Consider the following 21,158-nt stretch of genomic DNA (forward strand, 5'->3'; position numbering starts at 1 on the left):
GAGGGGGTCTGTTCTGCCGGGATGACATGCCAAAACAGGCCCTTCCGCGCGTCCATCAAGCGCCACTAGCTATCAATAAAAAGCATCTACCCTTTGACCCGTGCGAGGTGCGCCAGTGGCAGTGCCCCGCTGGCCTTGACCTCGCCCAGCGAGAAACTGGTGTGCATGTCCTTCACGTTGGGCAGGTTGAGCAGCACGTCGCGCGCGAACTGCGAGAAGCTGTCCAGGTCCCGCGCCACCACCTGCAGCTCGAAGGTGCCGGTGCCGCTGATGTAGTGGCAGGACACGACCTCGGGGATCTGGCGAATGGCTTCCTCCATCTTGCGCGTGAGGTTGCCGGTGCTGCGGTCGGCATCGAGCCGCACAAAGGCCAGCACCCCCAGGCCGATCTTGTGCCGGTCGATCTCGGCGCGGTAGCCCTTGATGAAGCCTTGCTCCTCCAGCGCCCGCACGCGGCGCCAGCAGGGCGCGGCCGACAGGCCCACGCGCTGGGCCAGCTCGGCATTCGTCAGGCGGGCGTCAGCCTGCAGCTCGTTGAGGATGGCGATATCGAATTTGTCGAGAGTGTTCACAAAGCGGCTAATAAGAGAAAGATCCTTTCTCAGAATAGCCTAAACACGGCACACAACGCAAAGACATATCAGCCACGCAGACATACACTTACCTCCACATTGGAGCCGCTGCCCTAAACGGGCGGATGGCCCCTGCCCCACCGGCCCACAAGGCCCGGCCCCACAAAGAAGCCATTGGAGACATAGCCATGAATGCCCCGTTGCCCGAATCCATCCGCAAGGCGCTGGAAACCGTCACCCTCGACGACAAATACTCCCTGGGCCACGGCCGGGCCTTCATGAGCGGGGTGCAGGCCCTGGTGCGCCTGCCCATGCTGCAGCGCCAGCGCGATGCCGCTGCCGGCCTGAACACGGCGGGCTTCATCAGCGGCTACCGGGGCTCGCCCCTGGGCACGTATGACCAGGCACTGTGGGCAGCCAAGAAGCACCTGGCAGCCAACAACATCGTCTTTCAGCCTGGGGTGAACGAGGAACTGGGCGCGACGGCCGTCTGGGGCACGCAGCAGCTCGACCTGTACCCGCAGAGCAAGAAGTTCGACGGTGTCTTCGGCATCTGGTACGGCAAGGGCCCCGGTGTGGACCGCTGCTCGGACGTGTTCAAGCACGCCAACATGGCCGGCACGGCCAAACACGGTGGCGTGATCGCCATCGCAGGCGACGACCACATCAGCAAGAGCAGCACGGCCGCGCACCAGAGCGACCACATCTTCAAGGCCTGCGGCACACCGGTGTTCTTCCCGAGCAGCGTGCAGGAAATCCTGGACATGGGCCTGCATGCCTTCGCCATGAGCCGCTTCTCGGGCGTGTGGTCGGGCATGAAGACCATCCAGGAGGTGGTGGAGTCCTCCAGCAGCATCAACATCGACCCGGACCGCGTGAAGATCGTGATGCCCGAGGACTTCGCGATGCCGCCCGGCGGCCTGCACATCCGCTGGCCTGACGCGCCGCTGGAGCAGGAGGCGCGCCTCATGGACTACAAGTGGTACGCGGCCCTGGCGTACATCCGCGCCAACAAGCTCAACTACAACGTCATCGAAGGCAAGAACGACCGCTTCGGCATCATCGCCAGCGGCAAGGCCTACAACGACACGCGCCAGGCCCTGGTGGACCTGGGCCTCGATGACGACACATGCCGCCAGCTGGGCATCCGTGTGCACAAGGTCAATGTGGTCTGGCCGCTCGAAGCCACCATCACGCGCGACTTTGCCGAGGGCCTGCAGGAAATCCTGGTGGTGGAGGAAAAGCGCCAGGTCATCGAGTACCAGCTGAAAGAAGAGCTGTACAACTGGCGCTCGGACGTGCGCCCCCACGTGCTGGGCAAGTTCGACGAGCCCGAGGGCGACGCCACCGGCGGCGAATGGTCCATGCCCAACCCCAGCCAGAACTGGCTGCTGCGCGCCAAGGCCGACCTGACGCCCGCCATCATCGCCAAGGCGATTGCCAAGCGCCTGAAGAAGCTGGGCGTCTCCGGCGACATCATCGCCCGCATGGATGCGCGCATCGCCGTGATCGAGGCGAGCGAGCGCGGCATGGCGGAACTGAAGGTGGACACGGGCGAGCGCGCTCCGTGGTTCTGCAGCGGCTGCCCGCACAACACCAGCACCCGCGTGCCCGAGGGCTCGCGCGCCGTGGCCGGCATCGGCTGCCACTACATGGCCAACTGGATGCCCGACCGCAAGACATCCACCTTCACGCAGATGGGTGGCGAGGGCGTGACCTGGGTGGGCCAGGCGCCGTTCACCACCGACCAGCATGTGTTCGCCAACCTGGGCGACGGCACGTACTTCCACAGCGGGCTGCTGGCCATCCGCCAGAGCATTGCAGCAGGCACCAGCATCACCTACAAGGTGCTCTACAACGACGCGGTGGCCATGACCGGCGGCCAGACCGTGGGCGAGCGGCCCGAGGGACACTCGGTGCTGCAGATCATGAACAGCCTCAAGTCCGAAGGTGTGGTCAAGCTGATCATCGTGACCGACGAGCCGCAGAAGTACGACGGCGTGGCGCTGGCCGATGGCGTGACGGTGCACCACCGCGACGAGCTGGACACGCTGCAGCGCCAGTTCCGCGAGATCAAGGGCTGCACGGTCATCATCTATGACCAGACCTGCGCCACCGAAAAGCGCCGCCGCCGCAAGCGCGGCACGCTGGCCACGCCCGACAAGACGGTGGTCATCAACGACCTGGTGTGCGAGGGCTGCGGCGACTGCTCGACCAAGTCCAACTGCCTGTCCGTCGAACCGGTAGAGACGGAGTTCGGCCGCAAGCGCCGCATCAACCAGAGCACCTGCAACAAGGACTACTCCTGCGTCAACGGCTTCTGCCCCAGTTTTGTGACAGTGGAAGGCGGCAAGCTCAAGAAGCCCAAGAAGGAGAAGAAGGGCGACCTGTCGGCGCTACCCACCATCCCTGAGCCGGTGCTGCCGGTGGCCGAGGCCGCCTGGGGCATCGTGGTGGGCGGTGTGGGCGGCACGGGCGTGATCACCATCGGCTCGCTGCTGGGCATGGCGGCCCACCTGGATGGCAAGGGCGTGATCACGCAGGACGCCGGTGGCCTGGCGCAAAAGGGCGGCGCTACCTGGAGCCATATCCAGATCGCCAACCGGCCCGAGGCCATCTACACCACCAAGGTCGATACCGCCAAGGCAGACCTGGTGATCGGCTGCGACTCCATCGTGGCCGCGCACAAGTACACGCTGACGGTGATGCAACCGGGCCGCACCTTTGTGGCGCTGAACACCCACAGCACGCCCACGGCGGCTTTTGTGACCAACCCGGACTGGCAGTTCCCCGGAGCCAATTGCGACAGCGCGATTGCGGCGGCCGTGGGTGCAGGCGGTGTGGGCAGCTTTGACGCCGAACAGGTGGCCACGCAGCTGCTGGGCGACAGCATCTACACCAACCCGCTGATGCTGGGCTACGCTTGGCAAAAGGGCCGCGTGCCGCTCACGCTGGCGTCGCTGATGCGCGCCATGGAACTGAACGGCGTGCAGGTGGACAACAACAAGGCCGCGTTTGAATGGGGCCGCCGCTGCGCGCACGATCTGGCGTCGGTGCAGGCGTTGTTCCAGGCAGCGCAGGTGATCCAATTTGTGAAGAAGCCTTCGCTCACCGACATGGTGGCCAAGCGGGTGGAGTTCCTGACCGGCTACCAGCATGCCGCTTACGCGTCCGAGTACCAGGCGTTTGTCGAGAAGGTGAAGGCGGCAGAAGCCAAGCTGGGCAGCAGCACCCGCCTGTCCGAGGCCGTGGCCCGCTACCTGTTCAAGCTCATGGCCTACAAGGACGAGTACGAAGTGGCGCGCCTGCACACCGACAAGGCCTTCACGGACAAGATCGCCAATATGTTCGAAGGCGACTACAAGCTGGTGCACCACCTGGCGCCGCCGCTCACGGCCAAGAAGAACGACAAGGGCGAGCTGGTCAAGCAACCCTTCGGCCCCTGGATGCACAGCGCGTTCGGCGTGCTGGCCAAGATGAAGGGCCTGCGTGGCACGGCGCTGGACATCTTCGGCAAGACCGAGGAGCGCCGCATGGAGCGTGGGCTGATCGTGGAGTACCGCGCCTGCATCGACGAGCTGCTGGCCCGCCTGAACGCCGACAACCTGGCCCTGGCGGTGGAGATTGCCCGCATCCCCGAAGAAATCCGTGGCTACGGCCATGTGAAGGAGCGCCACCTGGCCGCCGCCCGCCCCAAGTGGGACGGCCTGATGGCCCAGTGGCGCAGCGGCCAGGCAACCTCCAGCCACCGTCAGGCGGCTTGAAGTTCTGCGAACCAGCAGCACCTTTGCAGAGAAGCCCGCGCTTGCGCGGGCTTTTTTACTATCAAAATGAGAGCTATTAGCGCTTATCCAATGCGCGGTGAGGCCGATTTTTAACGATTTTTGACTGCCCACCTGTTGCGCCTTGCCCCCCTGCACAAACACCCGGTGCAGGCCTGGGTCTTACCCCTTGGGGGGCGGGCAAGGCGCCGCATACAATGTCCTGTTCCGCCCTGGCGGGCGCGTTGGCGCTGGCTGTTGGCGGTTTTTGTGTATTTTGACCATCCGTTGTGGAGTCCCGTCCGTGTTTATTTCTTCCGCTTTTGCCCAAACCGCACCTGCCGCAGCCGCTGGTGGCGGCGACATGATGTCCACGCTCACGGGCATGCTGCCCCTGGTGCTCATGTTCGTGGTGCTGTACTTCGTCATGATCCGCCCCCAGATGAAGCGCCAGAAGGAACACCGCGCCATGATCGACGCCATCGCCAAGGGCGATGAAGTGGCCACTGCCGGGGGCATCCTGGGCAAGGTCACGCGCCTGTCCGAAGGTTTCCTGCACATCGAGATCGCCAGCAACGTGGAAGTGCAGATCCAGCGCAGCGCCGTGGTGCAGGTCCTGCCCAAGGGCTCCGTCAAGTAATCAATGAACAGCCCCTGCGGGCGCTGCATACCGCCTCCCGTCGCCTGCGCAGCGCGCAGAACGGGTGACGGAGCCAGCGCAGCAGGGCGGCCCTTGCACGGCATTGGCTGGCAGGGCGTGGAAAAGGCGTAAACATGAACCGTTATCCGGTCTGGAAGTACGCGATCCTGGTGATCGTGCTGCTGGTGGGGGCCTTGTACACCCTGCCCAATTTCTTTGGCGAAGCCCCTGCGGTGCAGGTGTCGTCGGCCAAGGCCACCGTCAAGGTGGACACCGCCGTGCAGCAGCGGGTGGAAGAAGCCCTCAAGGCCGCCGGTGTCACGCCCGACTTCGTGGCGCTGGAAGGCAACTCGGTGCGTGCACGTTTTGACACGCCCGACACCCAGCTCAAGGCCAAGGACGCGATCCAGAAGGCCCTGGTGCCCGATGCCAACGACGCCTCGTACATCGTGGCGCTGAACCTGGTGTCGCGCTCGCCCCTGTGGCTCAAGGCCTTGCACGCCAACCCCATGTACCTGGGTCTGGACCTGCGCGGTGGCGTGCACTTCATGCTGCAGGTGGACATGCAGGCCGCGCTGACCAAGAAGGCCGAGTCGTACGCGGGCGACATCCGCACCGCGCTGCGCGACAAGAGCATCCGCCACGGCGGCATCAGCCGCGAAGGCCAGAACATCGACATCAAGGTGCGCGACGAAGCCACGCTCACGGCCACCCGCAACCTGATTGCCGACCAGTTCACCGACCTGCAGGTCACCAGCACGCCTGAAGGCAGCGAGTTCAAGCTGCGCGCCTCCATCAAGCCCGAGGCCACACGCCGCGTGCAGGAACAGGCCCTCAAGCAGAACATCGTCACGCTGCACAACCGCATCAACGAACTGGGTGTGGCCGAGCCCGTGATCCAGCAGCAGGGCCTGGACCGCATCGTGGTGCAGCTGCCCGGCGTGCAGGACACCGCCAAGGCCAAGGACATTCTGGGCCGCACCGCGACGCTGGAAGTGCGCCTGGTGGACGAAGGCACCGAAGCCCGCGCCGCCGAAACCGGCCGGGGCCCCGTGCCGTTCGGCTCCGAACGCTACCTGGAGCGCAGTGGCCAGCCCGTGATCGTGAAGAAGCAGGTCATCCTGACCGGCGAAAACCTGACGGACGCCCAGCCCGGCTTTGACGGCCAGACGCAGGAACCCACCGTGAACCTCACGCTGGACGCCAAGGGCTCGCGCATCTTCAAGGACATCACGCGCGAGAACATCGGCAAGCGCATGGCCATCGTGCTGTTCGAAAAGGGCAAGGGCGAAGTGGTCACCGCCCCCGTGATCCGCTCGGAAATCGGCGGCGGCCGCGTGCAGATCTCTGGCCGCATGACCACGGCCGAGGCCAATGACACTTCGCTGCTGCTGCGCGCCGGCTCCCTGGCCGCGCCCATGGAAATCATCGAGGAATACACCATCGGCCCCAGCCTGGGCGCCGACAACATCGAGCGTGGCATCCACAGCGTGGTCTGGGGCATGGTGGCGATTGCGGTGTTCATGTGCATCTACTACGCGCTGTTTGGCGTGTTCTCGACCGTGGCGCTGGCCGTGAACGTGCTGCTGCTGCTGGCCATCCTGTCCATGCTGCAGGCCACGCTGACCTTGCCCGGCATTGCCGCCATGGCGCTGGCGCTGGGTGTGGCCATCGACTCCAACGTGCTGATCAATGAACGCATCCGCGAGGAACTGCGCGACGGTGTCTCGCCGCAGGCGGCCATCCATGCGGGTTACGAACGCGCCTGGGCCACGATCCTGGACTCGAACGTGACCACGCTGATCGCGGGCCTGGCGCTGCTGGCCTTCGGCTCCGGCCCGGTGCGCGGCTTTGCCGTGGTGCACTGCATCGGCATCCTGACCAGCATGTTCTCGGCCGTGTTCTTCTCGCGCGGCCTGGTGAACCTGTGGTACGGCCGCCAGAAGAAGCTCAAGAGCGTGTCGATCGGCCAGGTGTGGAAGCCTGAACCCGATAGCGCTGTGGCCAAGACGAACTAAAGGAGGAAGACCATGGAATTCTTAGTTCCAGCATCACATGCGCTGCGCGCATATGAGCTTCCTCTGAAAATTCCAGCACAAGGTTAAGAATCATGGAATTTTTCCGCATCCGAAAAGACATCCCCTTCATGAAGCACGCGTTGATCTTCAACGCGATCTCCTTCATCACCTTCGCGCTCGCCGTGTTCTTCCTGGTCACGCGCGGACTGCACCTGTCGGTGGAGTTCACGGGCGGCACCGTGATGGAAGTGGCCTACAGCCAACCTGCCGAGCTGGCCAAGGTCCGTGAGACCGTCTCCGGCCTGGGCTACACCGACGTGCAGGTGCAGAACTTCGGCACCGCGCGCGACGTGATGATCCGCCTGCCGGTGCAAAAGGGCGTGACCTCTGCGCAGCAAAGCGAACAGGTGCTGGGCGCGCTCAAGGCCGCCGACCCCGAAGTCACGCTGCGCCGCACCGAGTTCGTGGGCCCGCAGGTGGGCGAGGAGCTGGTGCACGGCGGCCTGATGGCACTGGCCATGGTGGTCGTGGGCATCGTGATCTACCTGGCCTTCCGCTTCGAGTGGAAGTTCGGCGTCGCGGCCATCATTGCCAACCTGCACGACGTGGTGATCATCCTGGGCTTCTTCGCATTCTTCCAGTGGGAGTTCTCGCTGGCGGTGCTGGCAGGCGTGCTCGCAGTGCTGGGCTACTCCGTGAACGAGTCGGTCGTGATCTTCGACCGGATCCGCGAGGCCTTCCGCAAATACCGCAAGATGAACACCCACGAGGTGATCGACCACGCCATCACGAGCACGATGAGCCGCACGATCATCACCCATGCCTCTACCGAAGCAATGGTGCTGTCGATGCTCTTCTTTGGTGGCCCGAGCCTGCACTACTTCGCCATGGCGCTGACCATCGGGATTCTGTTCGGCATCTATTCGTCTGTGTTCGTGGCCGCTGCCATTGCCATGTGGCTCGGGGTCAAGCGCGAGGATCTTGTCAAGCCTGCCAAAAAGGAAGGGGATCCCAACGATCCCCATGCCGGAGCGACGGTTTGACCCGCTAATATCTGCCTATGCAGCCCACGCCCTCTTCGGTCCCACAGCGTCGCCTGGCCCGCCAGGCGCGCCAGAAGTTCGTAGAGGGCCTGTGTTCCGGACTCCCTGAACTGGGCAAGACCGTTCAGGAGTTCCTGGCCACCCTGATGACCCAGACGGGCACGGCACGCGAAATGCAGTCGCGCCGGGACGCATGGAGGCAGTACCAGCAGCTGCACGGCCCCTGGATCCAGCGCACTGCCAAGGCCTGGCAGGAAGCCCTGGCGCCCCACGTCAGCAGCACCCGGGGACAACTCGCCGTAGGCGCGGTGGGCAACCAGTTCGAGCTGCTCAGCGACGATGTGGTGGAGAACAAGATCCTGGCCTCGCGCATGGCCCTGACGATCACCGAGCAGGTCGGCCCCCAGTTCGACACCCTGCGCCAGCGCACACAGTCCCTGGAGGGCCAGGAACTCGATGGCAACGACATCCTTCGGCCGGACGCTGTGTGCCTGCTGCTGGTGGAGCAGTGGGTGGAGTCCGGCCTGTCGCGCACCGACCTGCAGACCGTGGTGGACCCTTTGCAGCGTGACCTGGCCAATCTGCTCCAGAAGCACTACCAGGCCGTCAATGTGTTCTATGTCGAGCAGGGCATCACCCCGCAGGCAGACCTGAAATCCCGTGTGCGGCGTACCAGCGGTGGGGCCGTGACAGGCAGCGGAGGCGGCGACTCCGGCTCTGGTGGCCTGGCCTCGCAGGCTCTGGCGCAGACCCGCGAGGCCATGGCGGCAGCGCGTGGCACCGCCCCGTTCCCAGCACAGATGGCACGCCCACCCCAGTTGCCGCCCGGCTATCCCCGGCACGGCATGCCCACTGCCTTTGCCACGGGCATGACCCCGCTAGCTCGCGCCCGCCAGCGTGCACAAGGGGTCATGGGCCAACTGCGCCGCCTGCTTACCCAGCCCGCCACCGGGTTTGATATGGTCAATGCCCCGCCCGCCTCGGCGGCGCTGGCCCATGCGCTCACCGCCCACCGCGTGCATGCCGATACCTACTACAGCAGTGTCGCAACGCTGATGGAAGATTACAGCCCGGCCGCAGTGGTCCAGCTGGCCGGTACGGTGCGGGAACGGTCCACGGAACTCAAGAAAAAGGCCACGACCACCGGCGAGAAGGCCATCATCGAAGTGGTGGCGCTGATGTTCCAGAGCATTCTGGCCGAAGACCGCATTCCCCCGGCGGTGCGCGTGTGGTTTGCGCGCCTGCAGGTGCCCGTGCTGCGGGTGGCGCTCGCAGAGCCTGAGTTTTTCAGTAACATGGACCACCCCGCGCGCAAGCTGATCGACCGCATGGGCGCCTGCGTGCTGGGCTTTGATTCCACCAGCATCAATGGCAGTGCGCTGGAGACCGAAATCCGCCGCGTGGTGCAGGTGATTGAACAGTACCCCGAAACGGGGCGGCGGGTATTCCAGCTTGTGTACGACGAATTCGAGAAATTCCTGTCCAAGTTCCTCACCGAAAAGCAGGCCACGTCCCGCCTTGTCAGCGTGGCCCAACAGGTGGAACAGCGGGAAACCCTGGCCATCCAGTACACCATTGAGCTGCGGACGATGTTGCGCGACATGCCGGTACGCGACGAAATCCGGGAGTTCCTGTTCAAGACCTGGGCGGAGGTGCTGGCCCTGTCCGCAGTGCGTGATGGCCCGCAGCACGCCGACACCGTGGCCTTCAAACGCACGGCTGCCGACCTGGTCTGGGCCGCCAGCGCCAAACCCAACCGCAGCGACCGGGCCCAGGTGATCCAGAACCTGCCGGGCCTGCTGCAGCGCCTGCGCCAGGGTCTCACGCTGCTCGGCGTCAACGGTGCCGAGCAGGACACGCAGGTCAAGACCCTGACCGACACGCTGGCCGATGCCTTCCTGTCCAAGACCGCCTCGATCCCGCAAGCGCACATCGAAGCCATGGCGAAGCGCCTGGCCAATCTTGAGGACTTCATGAGCGACGCAGCATTGGGTGACATGCCACTCAATGCCGACAACATCGAGATGATGCTGGGCATTGATGCATCGTCCATCCATGTGGTGGCCGACAACGGCGCTCCCGTGGATGACGCCATGGTGGCCTGGGCCCAGGAACTGCAGCCCGGCACCTGGTACACACTGGACCACAACGGCGCATCGGCCCAGGTCCAGTACGCCTGGCAGAGCCAGCGCAAGCAACTGCACCTGTTCGCGGCGGTCGATGGCAGCAGCTACCTGATCCAGTTGCGCCGCCTGGCCGCCTACCTGCAGGCGGGCCTGCTGGTGGCCCAGGACGAGGAGGGCCTGACGCTGCGTGCCACACGCGACGCGCTGGCCAAGCTCGATGCCAACCCCGAACGGTTGCTGGACTGACGGTAACTTCCAACCGCCTGCCTCAGAACCCCAGGCAGGGCCCCGTGCCTTCGCCTCGAGTTTCTCGGCTTCAGCCTCGCACCAGACGCTGAAACAGCCCCCCGGGCAGACGGGCCACGCTGCCCGCCAGTTCCAACTCCAGCAGCATCACCTGCAGCGAAGCTGTGTCCATGCCGGTGCGCGCCACCAGCGCATCCAGGCCCAGGGGATCAAACCCCAGTGCCGCGAGCACCGGGTTGTTTTCGGGCTCACTCTCTGTGTGGGGCAGCTCCACAGCAGCCCCATCACGCTCAGCGGGCATGTCCGGCAAGCCCGGCACTGTGGTGGCAGGGAGCCGTAGCTCCTCCAAGACATCCTGCGCAGACTCGACCAGTTTAGCCCCCTGGCGGATCAGGGCGTGGCAGCCCCGAGACTGGGGGGCATGGATAGAGCCGGGAATGGCAAAAACCTCCCGGCCCTGTTCGACCGCCATCCGCGCCGTGATCAGGGAGCCCGAGGCCAGCGCAGCCTCGACGACCAGGGTTCCTTGGGACAGGCCCGAGATGATGCGGTTTCTCTTGGGGAAATTGGGCGCCAGCGGGGGCGTGCCCAGAGGATATTCACTGACCAGCAGCCCCCGGGCTGCAATGCGGCGGGCCAGGTCGAGGTTCTTGCGGGGGTACACGCGGTCCAGGCCGGTTCCCACCACAGCGATGGTGGCCGCAGCCGAAGCGTCCGCCACAGACGCATCCAGCGCGCCCTCATGGGCGGCAGCATCCACCCCCAGCGCCAGCCCCGACACGATCGTCAGCCCGGCGCCATGCAGCGACCGCGCAAAGAGGCGGGCGGTCTCCGCGCCCTGGGCCGTGGGGTTGCGGCTGCCAACCACTGCCAGGCAGCGATCACTCGGGAAAGGCTGGTGCGCCAGCAGATGCTCAGGCCCTGTGAGGTAGAGCATCAGCGGGGGGTCTTCAGTGTCCAGCAAGGCCTGCGGATAGCGGACATCACCCAGCGTGACAATCGTGCGCGACGGTCTTCCCGGATCCGCGCCAAACAACCACTGGGCCGTGGTGTCCCACAAGGCCTGCCAGGCGGCAGGGATCTCACACAAAGCCCGTGCCTGGGCATTGGTCACACATTGCTGCAACGCCGCCTCGGACTGCTGGAAAATCGCTTGCGGGAGCCCGAAACGGGCCAGCAGCCGCCGCGCGGCGCCATTGCCCACGCCAGGGGTCAGCGTCAAACGCAGCCAGGCGCCCAACTCTTCATGGTCCATGGGTTTCAATCCGCCCGGGAATAACACGGCGCTACCGCTTCACACCAAAGCGGCGACACCCCTTCCGCGCCGGAGCGCGCATGGCTTACTTGGGATTGACGAGGCGATCGCCTACGCGCACGCCGTTGCGAATCTCAAGGAGCAGCGCATAAGACACGCGCTCGAAGGTGCGGAACACCATGGCCGTGCCGTTGACTTCGCTGGGCAGCTTGACCATCGCCTTGGACTTGTCGGTGGTGTCCTTGATGCGGTCGCCCTTGGTCATCAGGCTGAGCACATGGCCAGGCTCCACACCGTCCTCCGAGCCCATGTTGATGGCCACCACCTGATTTTGCGCAGCGTAGGCCACAGCCGAGCTGCCGTAGATGGACACCACACGGGCGTCCACCTCAACCTCGGGCGCCCGCGGCGTGTAGCTCATGAAGGCGCGTGCGGGTGCGGGCAGCAGGCGGTCACCCGCCTGGACTTCTTCCTTGGTGGCCGACAGGTCTACCGTGGCGGGCACGTACTCGGCGTTGTATCCGCCTTTGCCATTGGGGGTTTCTTCGAAGGATTCGCCACGCACCAGTTCGGCCTTACCCACGTACTGCGCTTCGTAGCCAAGCACTGCACCCGTCATCGGGTCCTTGAGGGCCACCGCATTGCGGAAGACGCGGTAGTAACGCGGTTCACCAGCTTCAGACAGCATGGGCGAGGCGGCATCTCCACGCACATAGACGCGGTCACCCGACCCCATGAGCACACGCTCGTCGGTCGTGGCGATCACGCGCGGGGCGCGCAGCAGTGTCTGTTCGTCCACCACCAGCGGCTCGACCAGGAAGGGCTCGATCAGGTGCGGCTTGAGGGTGGGGAGTGCGGAATCCATCAGGCTGTCGCTGCGTGTGCGTGGCGAGACGCGCACGGTCTCGGGCTCGCCGGTGCCGCCAGGGCGGCTGGTGCTCAGGCGGGCATAACCGCCGTCCTTTTCCAGATAGAGCGTCTGGCCCGGGAAGATCAAGTGCGGGTTGGGAATGGCCTTGAGGTTCATGCCCCAGAGTTCAGGCCAGCGCCAGGGGCGCTTGAGGTACATGCCAGAGATACCCCAGAGCGTGTCGCCGCGCTTGACGGTGTAGCTGTCGGGTGCGTTGGGCGCCAGCTCTTCGAGGGGCACGCCCCGCTCGGACACCTGCTGCGCCGTGGCGCGCTGGCTGCTGGAGATGGGGTAGTTCTGCGCCTGAGCCGGCATGACCAGCAGGGCGCCAGCGATGATGGTGAGCGCGCCCAGGGCGGTCCGCCGCACGCTGGTGAATGCCGTCATGTTGTTCCTTTTCTCATGCATTGTGAAACGCCCCCTCACTGGCAACCCGGCGCCTGCAGCATGCGGGCGCCCGGGTAACTACGTTACAAACCTTCTTAGATTCTCTGCTCAAGCCCTTGATTCGGCAACGATTATTGGCCTGCAACCCTGCGGCAGGCCGCAAAAGTGGCGAAAATAGCGACATCTTCTACCTGCAGCCATGGCAATCCTTCCCATTCTCTGTTACCCGGACCCCCGGCTCCACAAGGTCGCACGCCCCATCGCGGTGGTGGACGATCGCATCCGTACGCTGGTGGCCGACATGCTGGCCACCATGTACGACGCCCACGGGATCGGCCTGGCGGCCACCCAGGTGGATGTGCACGAGCGCCTGGTGGTGATTGATGTGTCCGAAGAGCGTGACCAGCCCCTGGTGCTGATCAACCCCGAACTCGTCTGGACCAGCGCAGAAAAGCACTTGAACGACGAAGGCTGCTTGTCCGTCCCCGGCATCTACGACGGCGTGGAGCGGTTTGACGCCGTGCACGTGAAGGCGCTTGACGCCCAGGGCGCGTCCCGTGTCATCGAGGCAGACGGCCTGCTGGCCGTGTGCATCCAGCATGAGATGGACCACCTGATGGGCAAGGTGTTTGTGGAATACCTCTCCCCCCTCAAGCGCAACCGCATCAAGACCAAGATGATCAAGCAGCAACGGGAGGCCCGCGGGTGAAGCGGGCAGCGCTCTGCGCCCTGTGGGGCGGCGGAGTGCTGGCGCGTGTGGCGCTCGCGGCGCTGGTGGTTCAGCTGGCGGGCTGTGCGCTTCCTGCCCGCGAACAGCCCGGCGCACTGCGCGCCGAGGTCCTGGCCCGCCTGGGCCCGCCCAGTGCCACGTTTGCACTGGCGTCGGGTGAGCGGCTGCTGTATTCCGAGCTGCCTGCAGGTTTTGAAGCCCACGCCCTCGACTTCGATGCCAGCGGCCGCCTGCTGCGCAACGAGCAGGTGCTGACGCAGGCACGTTTCGACAACCTTCCGCTCGGTGCCTGGACCCGGGCGGATGTCGAGCGCACCTTTGGTGCCCCCTTGCGGGTGGAGCGCGTGGCACGGTTTGATGGCGACATCTGGACCTACCGCTTCCGCCAGAACTCCGACCTGCGCCTGGCCCATGTGCACCTCGACCGCCAGGGTGTGGTGCAGAAGGTGCTGTTCACCGACGAACTCCCCCACTTTGACAACGCACGCGACTGAGCGTGCCCCCAGATATCCGCATGCAGCCATCCATGAAAGTCATTTTTGCCGGCACCCCCGAATTTGCCCGCGTGGCGCTGGAGCGGCTGCTGGCTGCGGGGTTCACCGTCCCGCTGGTGCTCACCCAGCCCGACCGCCCAGCGGGCCGGGGCATGAAGCTGCAGGCATCGCCGGTCAAGCAGTGCGCGCTGGACCATGGCATTTCGGTGGCACAGCCGCGCAGCCTGCGCCTAGATGGCAAGTACCCCGAAGACGCCGCTGCCGCGCGCGACGCGCTGCTGGCCGCCCAGGCCGATGTGATGGTCGTGGCCGCCTACGGACTGATCCTGCCGCAGTGGACCCTGGACATGCCGCGCCTGGGCTGCCTGAACATCCACGCCAGCCTGCTGCCACGCTGGCGCGGCGCGGCGCCCATCCACCGTGCCATCGAAGCAGGCGATGCCGAAACCGGCGTAACCATCATGCAGATGGATGCCGGGCTGGACACGGGCGACATGCTGCTCACCGAGCGCCTGGCCATCACCGCCGACGACACCACGGCGGCGCTGCACGACCGACTGGCCCACCTGGGCGGCCGCATGATCGTGGAAACCCTGGAGCTGGCAGCATGCGGCGGCCTGCAGCCCGTGGCCCAGCCCCCCGAGGGCATCACCTACGCCCACAAGATCGAGAAGGCCGAAAGCAGCATCGACTGGTCCCAACCCGCCAGCGTGATCGGCCAGCGCATCCGCGCGTTCGACCCGTTTCCGGGCGCCAGCACCGAGTGCAGCGGCGAGACCATCAAGATCTGGAGCTATGTTATTGATAGCTTAAAAGGCAATACAGACGCGCGCAAAGGCCTTGTTTTATCTGCAGACGACACCGGCGTGGTCGTGGCGTGCGGCGCGGGCACGGCCCTGCGCCTGACCACGCTGCAGCGCGCGGGCGGCAAGCGCCTGCCTGCGGCCGACTTCCTGCGCGGCTTTGCGCTGCAGCCCGGCATGGTGCTGGGCACCGCCACCGCATGAGCACACTCGCTGCCCTGCGCAGCACCGTGCGCCACCCGTCGTTCCGGCTCGCGGCCACGGACATGGCAGGCACATCGCTGGGCATCGCCGCCTGGGGTCTGGTCACGGGCGTGGCCATGGTCAAGAGCGGCATGCCGGTGGGCATGGCAGTGTTCATGTCGCTGCTGGTGTACGCGGGCAGCGCACAGCTGGCGGTCATCCCGCTGCTGTCCGTGGGCGCGCCGCTGTGGGTCATCTGGCTCACCGCCGCCTGCGTGAACCTGCGTTTTGTGATTTTCAGCAGCATGTGGCGCAGCTACTTTGCCCACCTGCCGCTGCGCCAGCGCCTCGCGCTCGGGTACTTCAGCGGCGACGTGATCTATGTGGCCTTCATGAAGCGCTTCCCCGAACCACGCCCCGCGCCCGAACAGGTACCGTATTTCTGGGGCGCTGCCAGCACCAACTGGCTGGCCTGGCAGGTGCCGTCCATCGCGGGCATCCTGCTGGCCAATGCCGTGCCGCTGTCCTGGGGGCTGGGGTTTGCCGGGGTGCTGGCGCTGCTGGGCGTGCTGCTGTCGCTGCTGTTCGACCGCGCCACCTGGCTGGCCACGGGCGTGGCGGCCACGGCCGCGATTGCCGCGTTCGCGCTGCCGCTCAAGCTCAACATCCTGGTGGCCCTGGCCGCTGCTGTGGCCGCCGGGCTGCTGATGGAGGCGGTGGACCGCCGCCGCCACAAGCCCGAACTGCTGCTGGTGCCCGCCGACAGCGTCATGCCACCCGAAGAACGCGAACATGTCGCGGCGGGCGACGTGGTGCCGCTGCGTGAGGAGCGCCATCCATGATGAACGGATCCTGGATCGAACCGGTGCTGGCCATCGTGGGCCTGGCGGTCATCACCGTGGTGTCCCGCTCCTTCTTCATGATCCCTGAGCGCGAGCTGCCGCTGCCTGGCTGGCTCAAGCGCGGACTCAAGTACGCCCCCCTGGCGGCACTCACCGCCGTGATTGCGCCCGAGATCGTCATGACCCAAGGCGAACTCATCGACACCTTCATGGACGCCCGCCTGCCCGCCGTGGTGTGCGCCAGCGCCTACTACTTCTGGCGCCGGGGCATCCTGGGCACGATCCTGGTGGGCATGGCGGTGTACCTGCCGCTGCACATCGGCTGGGGCTGGTGAAAATAGGCTCCCCCTGAGTCGCCTTCGGCGCCATCCCCCTGCGGGGGACGCACCCCGTGGCCTGGCAAAGCCCGTTCCACGGGAGCACTGGCAAAGACAGAAGGAGAAGGGCTCCCTCCACTGCGGTCACTAAAATGGCCGCCGCGAGAGCCCTCCTTCCCCCTTACACCTCTGCTATGAACATCCTCCGCTTTTCCGATCTGTGTGCCCAAGGCAAGGCCCAAGGCCAGCGCGTTTTCATCCGTGCGGACATGAACGTTCCGCAGGACGACGCAGGTCGCATCACCGAAGACACGCGCATCCGCGCCTCGATCCCCTGCATCCGCATGGCACTGGACGCGGGCGCTGCCGTGATGGTCACCAGCCACCTGGGCCGCCCGACGGAAGGCGAATTCAAGCCTGAGGACTCGCTGGCCCCCGTGGCCCAGCGCCTGTCGGAGCTGCTGGGCCGCGACGTGCCGCTGGTGGCCAACTGGGTGGACGGCGTCACCGTGGCCCCCGGCCAGGTGGTGCTGCTGGAAAACTGCCGCCTGAACGTGGGCGAAAAGAAGAACAAGGAAGAACTGGCGCGCAAGATGGCCGCCCTGTGCGACATCTTCGTGAACGACGCGTTCGGCACTGCCCACCGCGCCGAAGGCACGACCTACGGCATCGCCCAGTTTGCCCCCGTGGCCTGCGCAGGCCCGCTGCTGTCGGCCGAAATCGACGCCCTGACCAAGGCCTTGGCCCAGCCCCAGCGCCCCCTGGCCGCCATCGTGGCAGGCTCCAAGGTCTCCACCAAGCTCACCATCCTGCAAAGCCTGGCCGACAAGGTGGACCAGCTCATCGTGGGCGGCGGCATTGCCAACACCTTCATGCTGGCCGCAGGCCTGCCCATCGGCAAGAGCCTGGCCGAGCCCGACCTGCTGGAGGCTGCCAAGTCCGTGATGGCCGCGATGAAGGCTCGGGGCGCCGAAGTGCCGATCCCCACTGACGTGGTCGTGGCCAAGGCGTTCGCCGCCGATGCCCCCGCCACCGTGAAGGCCGCGACCGATGTGGCGCCCGATGACCTGATCCTGGACATTGGCCCCGACACTGCCGCACGCCTGGCAACCCAGCTCAAGTCCGCAGGTACCATCGTCTGGAACGGCCCCGTGGGCGTGTTCGAGTTTGCCGCTTTCGAGAACGGCACCCGCGCCATCGCCACGGCCATTGCCGAATCGGCAGCGTTCAGCATTGCGGGCGGTGGCGACACCCTGGCCGCCATTGCCAAGTACGGCATTGAGAAACAGGTGGGTTACATCTCGACCGGCGGCGGCGCCTTCCTGGAAGTGCTGGAAGGCAAAAAACTGCCCGCTTTTGACATCCTGGAGCAGCGCGCCGTCGCCACCATGTAAGCAAATGCAAGGCAAACCGGGCTATTTGGCACCGCGTGCCTTGCAGCAACACACAACTGTGACCAAAAACAACGAACTGTGTACGGCGGAGCGCAGTTAGCGTAATTTTTTCTTGTTTTTGTTGAGGAACCCGCCCAGAATTATTTTTCAATCGTGCGGGCCGTATCTGTCCAGATCCTCGCAAATCTAGTCCGTAGGAGGGAATCATGTCGTTTTCAAAGGCAATCAGCTTGGCCGTTCTGGCTGGCGCTGTAGCAACCTTGGTTGGGTGCGCACAGAAAGCGCCAATTCCCGTTGCGGAAAATTTCGAATACACCTCGCAACCCAAGGTCCGCTCCGCAGGCCATTGGGATCTGGTGTCGCGCGACGTGGTGGGCCAGACGCTGGGCACCCTGGACAAGGCCGGTGTGGCCCCAGGCACCCCCATGCATGTGTCGCTGCCTGCCAATGCCACGCAGTTCGAAACCGCATTCCGCGAGTTCTTGATCACCAAGCTGGTCCAGAACGGTGCCGTGGTGCAACAAAGCCCCGGTCAGGCTCTGGACGTCTCTTACGGCATCCAGGTCGTGCGCCACAACAGCGAACGCCCCCGCTTCATCCCCGGTCAGTTCACCATGCTCGCTGCTGGCCTGTTTGCCGCCTACGGCCTGCGCCACGAGCATGTTGATGCCCAACTGGCCGCTGGGCTGGGCCTGTCGATCGCCGCTGACTACGCCAACAGCATCAACTCAGGCGGCCCGACCAACACCGAGCTGATTCTGACCACCACCGTCACGCGCGGTGGCCAGTACCTGGCACGCAAGACCGACGTGTACTACCTGGAAAACGCTGACACCCCGCTGTTCACGCGCCCCTCGTACAAGAACGTCAACATGAAGGTTGTCTCGCAATGAAAACCCCCGCACTTCTTCTGACGGTGCTGGCCGGCGTGGTTCTGGCCGGTTGCGCCAACAATGCCGCGCCCACGCGCGTCGAGCCCACCTACCAGGAAGCCGCCAGCAGCCAGTTCATCCAGACCAGCCGCGACGCCGTCACCAAGCTGACCACCGGCTTTGACATGACCGCCCTGGGCGCAGGCCCCGTGCTGGTGGCCACCGTGGTCAACGTCAACGACCTGAGCCGCGCGGCCCCCCTGGGCCGCACGCTGTCCGAGCAATACGCCACCAGCATGGCTGCCAGCGGTTTCAACGTGAAGGAAATCAAGCTGCGCGGCGACGTGTTCGTGCGCGAAGGCCAGGGCGAGCTGCTGCTGTCGCGCGAGATCAAGGACATCGCACGCAACCACAACGCCTCGATGGTGCTGGTGGGCACCTACTCGGCCGCCGCCAACTACACCTACGTGAGCCTGAAGCTGGTGCGCACCGAAGACAGCCGCATCGTGCGCGGCCACGACTACGCACTGCCCAACGACCGCGACGTACAGCGCCTGCTGGCCGTGCCACGCTGAGCTGCTGCTTGCACTCGCAGGTGTTCCCCACCTGCTCCAACAAAAAGGCCGTTTCGACGGCCTTTTTTTATGCCTGCAGGACCCTTGGCAACCCGCCCACACAAGGTGCGCCGCAGCGCCTCAGGCCCCCCGATGGGATCCCCAAGGACCCGCCCACTAAAATCACGCCCCATGAACTTCACCGACATGCTGCGCGGCGCCACGGCGCAGAACAACTCCCTGCTGTGCGTGGGCCTGGACCCCGAACCCACCCGCTTCCCTGCGGGCATGCAGGGTGACCCGCGCAAGATCTACGACTTTTGCGCCGCCATCGTGGACGCCACGGCCGACCTGGTCTGCGCCTTCAAGCCCCAGATCGCCTACTTTGCCGCCCACAGCGCCGAAGACCAGCTGGAGCGCCTGATGCAGCACATGCGCGCCAATGCGCCCCAGGTGCCGGTGATCCTGGATGCCAAGCGCGGTGACATCGGCTCCACCGCTGAGCAATACGCCAAGGAAGCCTTCGAGCGCTATGGCGCCGATGCGGTGACGCTGTCGCCCTTCATGGGTTTTGACTCCATTGAGCCCTACCTGGCCTACCACGGCAAGGGCGCCTTCCTGCTGTGCCGCACCTCCAACCCGGGCGGGGACGACCTGCAGAACCAGCGCCTAGCCAGCATCGAAGGCCAGCCGCTCATGTACGAGCATGTGGCCCGCCTGGCGCAAGGCCCCTGGAACAAGAACGGCCAGCTCGGCCTGGTGGTGGGCGCCACCTACCCGCAGGAGATCGAGCGCGTGCGTGCCATCGCGCCCACGCTGCCCCTGCTGATCCCCGGCGTGGGCGCCCAGGGCGGCGACGCCGCCGCCACCGTGCGCGCCGGGCTGCGCAACGACGGCCCCATCATCGTGAACTCCTCGCGCGCCGTGTTGTACGCCTCCCAGGGTGCGGACTTTGCGGCCGCAGCGCGCACCGCCGCCCAGCACACCCGCGCGGTGCTTGAAGCCTCGCGCAGCCGCTAAGCACCACGCGCCATCCTTCCCCAGCCCCCCGCAGCCACACCACACGCCCATGCAGCTCAAGTGGCTGGAGGACTTCATCGTGCTGGCGCAGGAGCGCAGCTTCACCCGCGCCGCCGAGCTGCGGCATGTGACCCACCCCGCCTTTGGCCGGCGCATCCGCGCGCTGGAGGTCTGGGCGGGCACGCCGCTGGTGGAGCGGGGCGGGGGGCCCGTCACCCTCACGCCCGCCGGGCAGAGTTTTCTGGACACCGCCGGGCAAATGGTGCGCAACCTCACGCAGTCGCACGAGGAGCTGCAGAGCCTGGCCGGGCGCCAGGCCCGCACCGTGACCCTGGCCACGGGCCGCACGCTGGCGCGCACCGTGGTGGCCGACTGGCTGGTGCGCCTGCAGCCCATCCTGCAGGGCGGCGAGCTGTGCATCCGCACCCGCGCGCTGGCCGACACCGTGGCCATGCTGGAGCGCAGCGAGGCCGACTTCTCCCTCGTCTACCACCACCCCACGCTGGCCGTGCGCCTGGACGCGCGCCAGTTCATGCACGTGACCGTGGCCTCGGACCGGCTGGTGCCCGTGTCACGCGCCACCGCGCAAGGGCAGGCGCTGCACCGCTTCGGGCCCGACGCCACGCGCGTGCCCTACCTGGCCTATGCCCCGCAACTGGCCCTGGGGCGCCTGGTGGAAGACCACCTGGCCCAGAACCCGCACGCGCCCCGGCTGCAGCGGGTGGTCGAATGCGACTCGGCCGACGCGCACTATGAATATGTGCAAAAGGGCCTGGGCGTGGCCTGGCTGCCCTGGTCCATGGTGTTTGCCGACTGCCAGGCCCAACGCATGGCCCTGGCGGGCGATGCGCGCATGGAGGTGCGCTTTGACGTGCGCCTGTACCGCCCCAAACGCCGTCTGGGCCCCCTGGCCGAAGCACTGTGGAAGGCGCTGGCGCAGCGCTGAAGCCGGGCCCGACCTCCGGGCACAGACGCAGGGTTTTCATCAGGG

The 21,158-nt window shown here is 65.8% G+C and carries 18 protein-coding genes; 15 read left to right on the plus strand and 3 right to left on the minus strand.

Annotated features, from left to right (window positions below; translation table 11 throughout):
• Window positions 1–86: 86 nt before the first annotated feature.
• A complete protein-coding gene (locus AvAM_RS23770) occupies window positions 87–572 on the minus strand; it encodes an Lrp/AsnC family transcriptional regulator (protein ID WP_137749371.1) in 486 nt (161 codons plus the stop codon).
• Window positions 573–760: 188 nt separating this feature from the next.
• Between AvAM_RS23770 and AvAM_RS23775 the strand changes: the two genes are divergently transcribed.
• The 5 genes from AvAM_RS23775 to AvAM_RS23795 all read left to right on the plus strand — a co-directional run bounded on the left by AvAM_RS23775 (window position 761) and on the right by AvAM_RS23795 (window position 10,406).
• On the plus strand, window positions 761–4,336 hold the full coding sequence (locus AvAM_RS23775; RefSeq protein ID WP_137749372.1) for an indolepyruvate ferredoxin oxidoreductase family protein: 3,576 nt from the start codon (window positions 761–763) through the stop codon (window positions 4,334–4,336).
• Window positions 4,337–4,637: 301 nt separating this feature from the next.
• On the plus strand, window positions 4,638–4,973 hold the full coding sequence (yajC, locus tag AvAM_RS23780; protein WP_094289651.1) for a preprotein translocase subunit YajC: 336 nt from the start codon (window positions 4,638–4,640) through the stop codon (window positions 4,971–4,973).
• 134 nt (window positions 4,974–5,107) lie between these two features.
• Window positions 5,108–6,991: a protein translocase subunit SecD gene (secD, locus tag AvAM_RS23785; RefSeq protein WP_137749373.1), complete on the plus strand. Its 1,884-nt coding sequence runs from the start codon at window positions 5,108–5,110 to the stop codon at window positions 6,989–6,991.
• A 92-nt stretch (window positions 6,992–7,083) separates the two neighbouring features.
• On the plus strand, window positions 7,084–8,034 hold the full coding sequence (secF, locus tag AvAM_RS23790) for a protein translocase subunit SecF (protein WP_137749374.1): 951 nt from the start codon (window positions 7,084–7,086) through the stop codon (window positions 8,032–8,034).
• Between the two features lie 17 nt (window positions 8,035–8,051).
• On the plus strand, window positions 8,052–10,406 hold the full coding sequence (locus AvAM_RS23795) for a DUF1631 domain-containing protein (RefSeq protein ID WP_137749375.1): 2,355 nt from the start codon (window positions 8,052–8,054) through the stop codon (window positions 10,404–10,406).
• A gap of 70 nt (window positions 10,407–10,476) precedes the next feature.
• Here AvAM_RS23795 and dprA read toward each other — a convergent pair whose 3' ends face one another.
• Entirely contained in the window at window positions 10,477–11,661 is a 1,185-nt protein-coding gene (dprA, locus tag AvAM_RS23800; RefSeq protein WP_137749376.1) for a DNA-processing protein DprA, read from the minus strand.
• Between the two features lie 85 nt (window positions 11,662–11,746).
• Window positions 11,747–12,958, minus strand: coding sequence for a LysM peptidoglycan-binding domain-containing protein (locus AvAM_RS23805; protein ID WP_137749377.1), 1,212 nt, complete (start codon window positions 12,956–12,958; stop codon window positions 11,747–11,749).
• Between the two features lie 199 nt (window positions 12,959–13,157).
• Here AvAM_RS23805 and def point away from each other — a divergent pair, with 199 nt between their 5' ends.
• The 10 genes from def (at window position 13,158) to AvAM_RS23855 (ending at window position 21,113) form a co-directional block, all read left to right on the plus strand.
• Window positions 13,158–13,667 (plus strand): peptide deformylase, encoded by a 510-nt coding sequence (gene def, locus AvAM_RS23810; protein ID WP_137749378.1) that lies wholly within the window; start codon window positions 13,158–13,160, stop codon window positions 13,665–13,667.
• Window positions 13,664–14,182 carry a hypothetical protein gene (locus AvAM_RS23815; protein WP_137749379.1) on the plus strand — a complete coding sequence of 173 codons (519 nt, stop codon included), beginning with the start codon at window positions 13,664–13,666 and terminating at the stop codon, window positions 14,180–14,182. The genes def and AvAM_RS23815 overlap by 4 nt, the downstream gene beginning before the upstream one ends.
• A 32-nt stretch (window positions 14,183–14,214) precedes the next feature.
• Window positions 14,215–15,189: a methionyl-tRNA formyltransferase gene (gene fmt, locus AvAM_RS23820; RefSeq protein WP_137749380.1), complete on the plus strand. Its 975-nt coding sequence runs from the start codon at window positions 14,215–14,217 to the stop codon at window positions 15,187–15,189.
• Complete coding sequence (locus AvAM_RS23825) at window positions 15,186–16,010, plus strand: AzlC family ABC transporter permease (protein WP_137749381.1); 825 nt, start codon at window positions 15,186–15,188, stop codon at window positions 16,008–16,010. Before fmt ends, AvAM_RS23825 begins: the two co-directional genes overlap by 4 nt.
• On the plus strand, window positions 16,010–16,345 hold the full coding sequence (locus AvAM_RS23830) for an AzlD domain-containing protein (RefSeq protein ID WP_137749453.1): 336 nt from the start codon (window positions 16,010–16,012) through the stop codon (window positions 16,343–16,345). Before AvAM_RS23825 ends, AvAM_RS23830 begins: the two co-directional genes overlap by 1 nt.
• Window positions 16,346–16,521: 176 nt before the next feature.
• A complete protein-coding gene (locus tag AvAM_RS23835; RefSeq protein WP_137749382.1) occupies window positions 16,522–17,721 on the plus strand; it encodes a phosphoglycerate kinase in 1,200 nt (399 codons plus the stop codon).
• 206 nt (window positions 17,722–17,927) lie between these two features.
• Window positions 17,928–18,614 (plus strand): hypothetical protein, encoded by a 687-nt coding sequence (locus AvAM_RS23840; RefSeq protein ID WP_137749383.1) that lies wholly within the window; start codon window positions 17,928–17,930, stop codon window positions 18,612–18,614.
• Window positions 18,611–19,168 carry a FlgO family outer membrane protein gene (locus AvAM_RS23845; protein WP_137749384.1) on the plus strand — a complete coding sequence of 186 codons (558 nt, stop codon included), beginning with the start codon at window positions 18,611–18,613 and terminating at the stop codon, window positions 19,166–19,168. The genes AvAM_RS23840 and AvAM_RS23845 overlap by 4 nt, the downstream gene beginning before the upstream one ends.
• Window positions 19,169–19,339: 171 nt before the next feature.
• On the plus strand, window positions 19,340–20,167 hold the full coding sequence (gene pyrF / locus AvAM_RS23850) for an orotidine-5'-phosphate decarboxylase (protein ID WP_094289675.1): 828 nt from the start codon (window positions 19,340–19,342) through the stop codon (window positions 20,165–20,167).
• 49 nt (window positions 20,168–20,216) lie between these two features.
• Window positions 20,217–21,113, plus strand: coding sequence for a LysR family transcriptional regulator (locus tag AvAM_RS23855; RefSeq protein ID WP_137749385.1), 897 nt, complete (start codon window positions 20,217–20,219; stop codon window positions 21,111–21,113).
• The last annotated feature ends 45 nt before the right edge of the window (window positions 21,114–21,158 follow it).

This window comes from Acidovorax sp. NB1, from assembly GCF_005405905.1.
Classification (GTDB): Bacteria; Pseudomonadota; Gammaproteobacteria; order Burkholderiales; family Burkholderiaceae_C; genus Acidovorax.

Coding starts and splice junctions, on each gene's coding strand:
- AvAM_RS23775 (WP_137749372.1), top strand. CDS start 761: ATGAATGCCCCGTTGCCCGAATCCATCCGCAAGGCGCTGGAAACCGTC.
- secD (WP_137749373.1), top strand. CDS start 5,108: ATGAACCGTTATCCGGTCTGGAAGTACGCGATCCTGGTGATCGTGCTG.
- secF (WP_137749374.1), top strand. CDS start 7,084: ATGGAATTTTTCCGCATCCGAAAAGACATCCCCTTCATGAAGCACGCG.
- AvAM_RS23795 (WP_137749375.1), top strand. CDS start 8,052: ATGCAGCCCACGCCCTCTTCGGTCCCACAGCGTCGCCTGGCCCGCCAG.
- dprA (WP_137749376.1), bottom strand. CDS start 11,661: ATGGACCATGAAGAGTTGGGCGCCTGGCTGCGTTTGACGCTGACCCCT.
- AvAM_RS23805 (WP_137749377.1), bottom strand. CDS start 12,958: ATGACGGCATTCACCAGCGTGCGGCGGACCGCCCTGGGCGCGCTCACC.
- def (WP_137749378.1), top strand. CDS start 13,158: ATGGCAATCCTTCCCATTCTCTGTTACCCGGACCCCCGGCTCCACAAG.
- fmt (WP_137749380.1), top strand. CDS start 14,215: ATGAAAGTCATTTTTGCCGGCACCCCCGAATTTGCCCGCGTGGCGCTG.
- AvAM_RS23825 (WP_137749381.1), top strand. CDS start 15,186: ATGAGCACACTCGCTGCCCTGCGCAGCACCGTGCGCCACCCGTCGTTC.
- AvAM_RS23830 (WP_137749453.1), top strand. CDS start 16,010: ATGAACGGATCCTGGATCGAACCGGTGCTGGCCATCGTGGGCCTGGCG.
- AvAM_RS23835 (WP_137749382.1), top strand. CDS start 16,522: ATGAACATCCTCCGCTTTTCCGATCTGTGTGCCCAAGGCAAGGCCCAA.
- AvAM_RS23840 (WP_137749383.1), top strand. CDS start 17,928: ATGTCGTTTTCAAAGGCAATCAGCTTGGCCGTTCTGGCTGGCGCTGTA.
- AvAM_RS23845 (WP_137749384.1), top strand. CDS start 18,611: ATGAAAACCCCCGCACTTCTTCTGACGGTGCTGGCCGGCGTGGTTCTG.
- pyrF (WP_094289675.1), top strand. CDS start 19,340: ATGAACTTCACCGACATGCTGCGCGGCGCCACGGCGCAGAACAACTCC.
- AvAM_RS23855 (WP_137749385.1), top strand. CDS start 20,217: ATGCAGCTCAAGTGGCTGGAGGACTTCATCGTGCTGGCGCAGGAGCGC.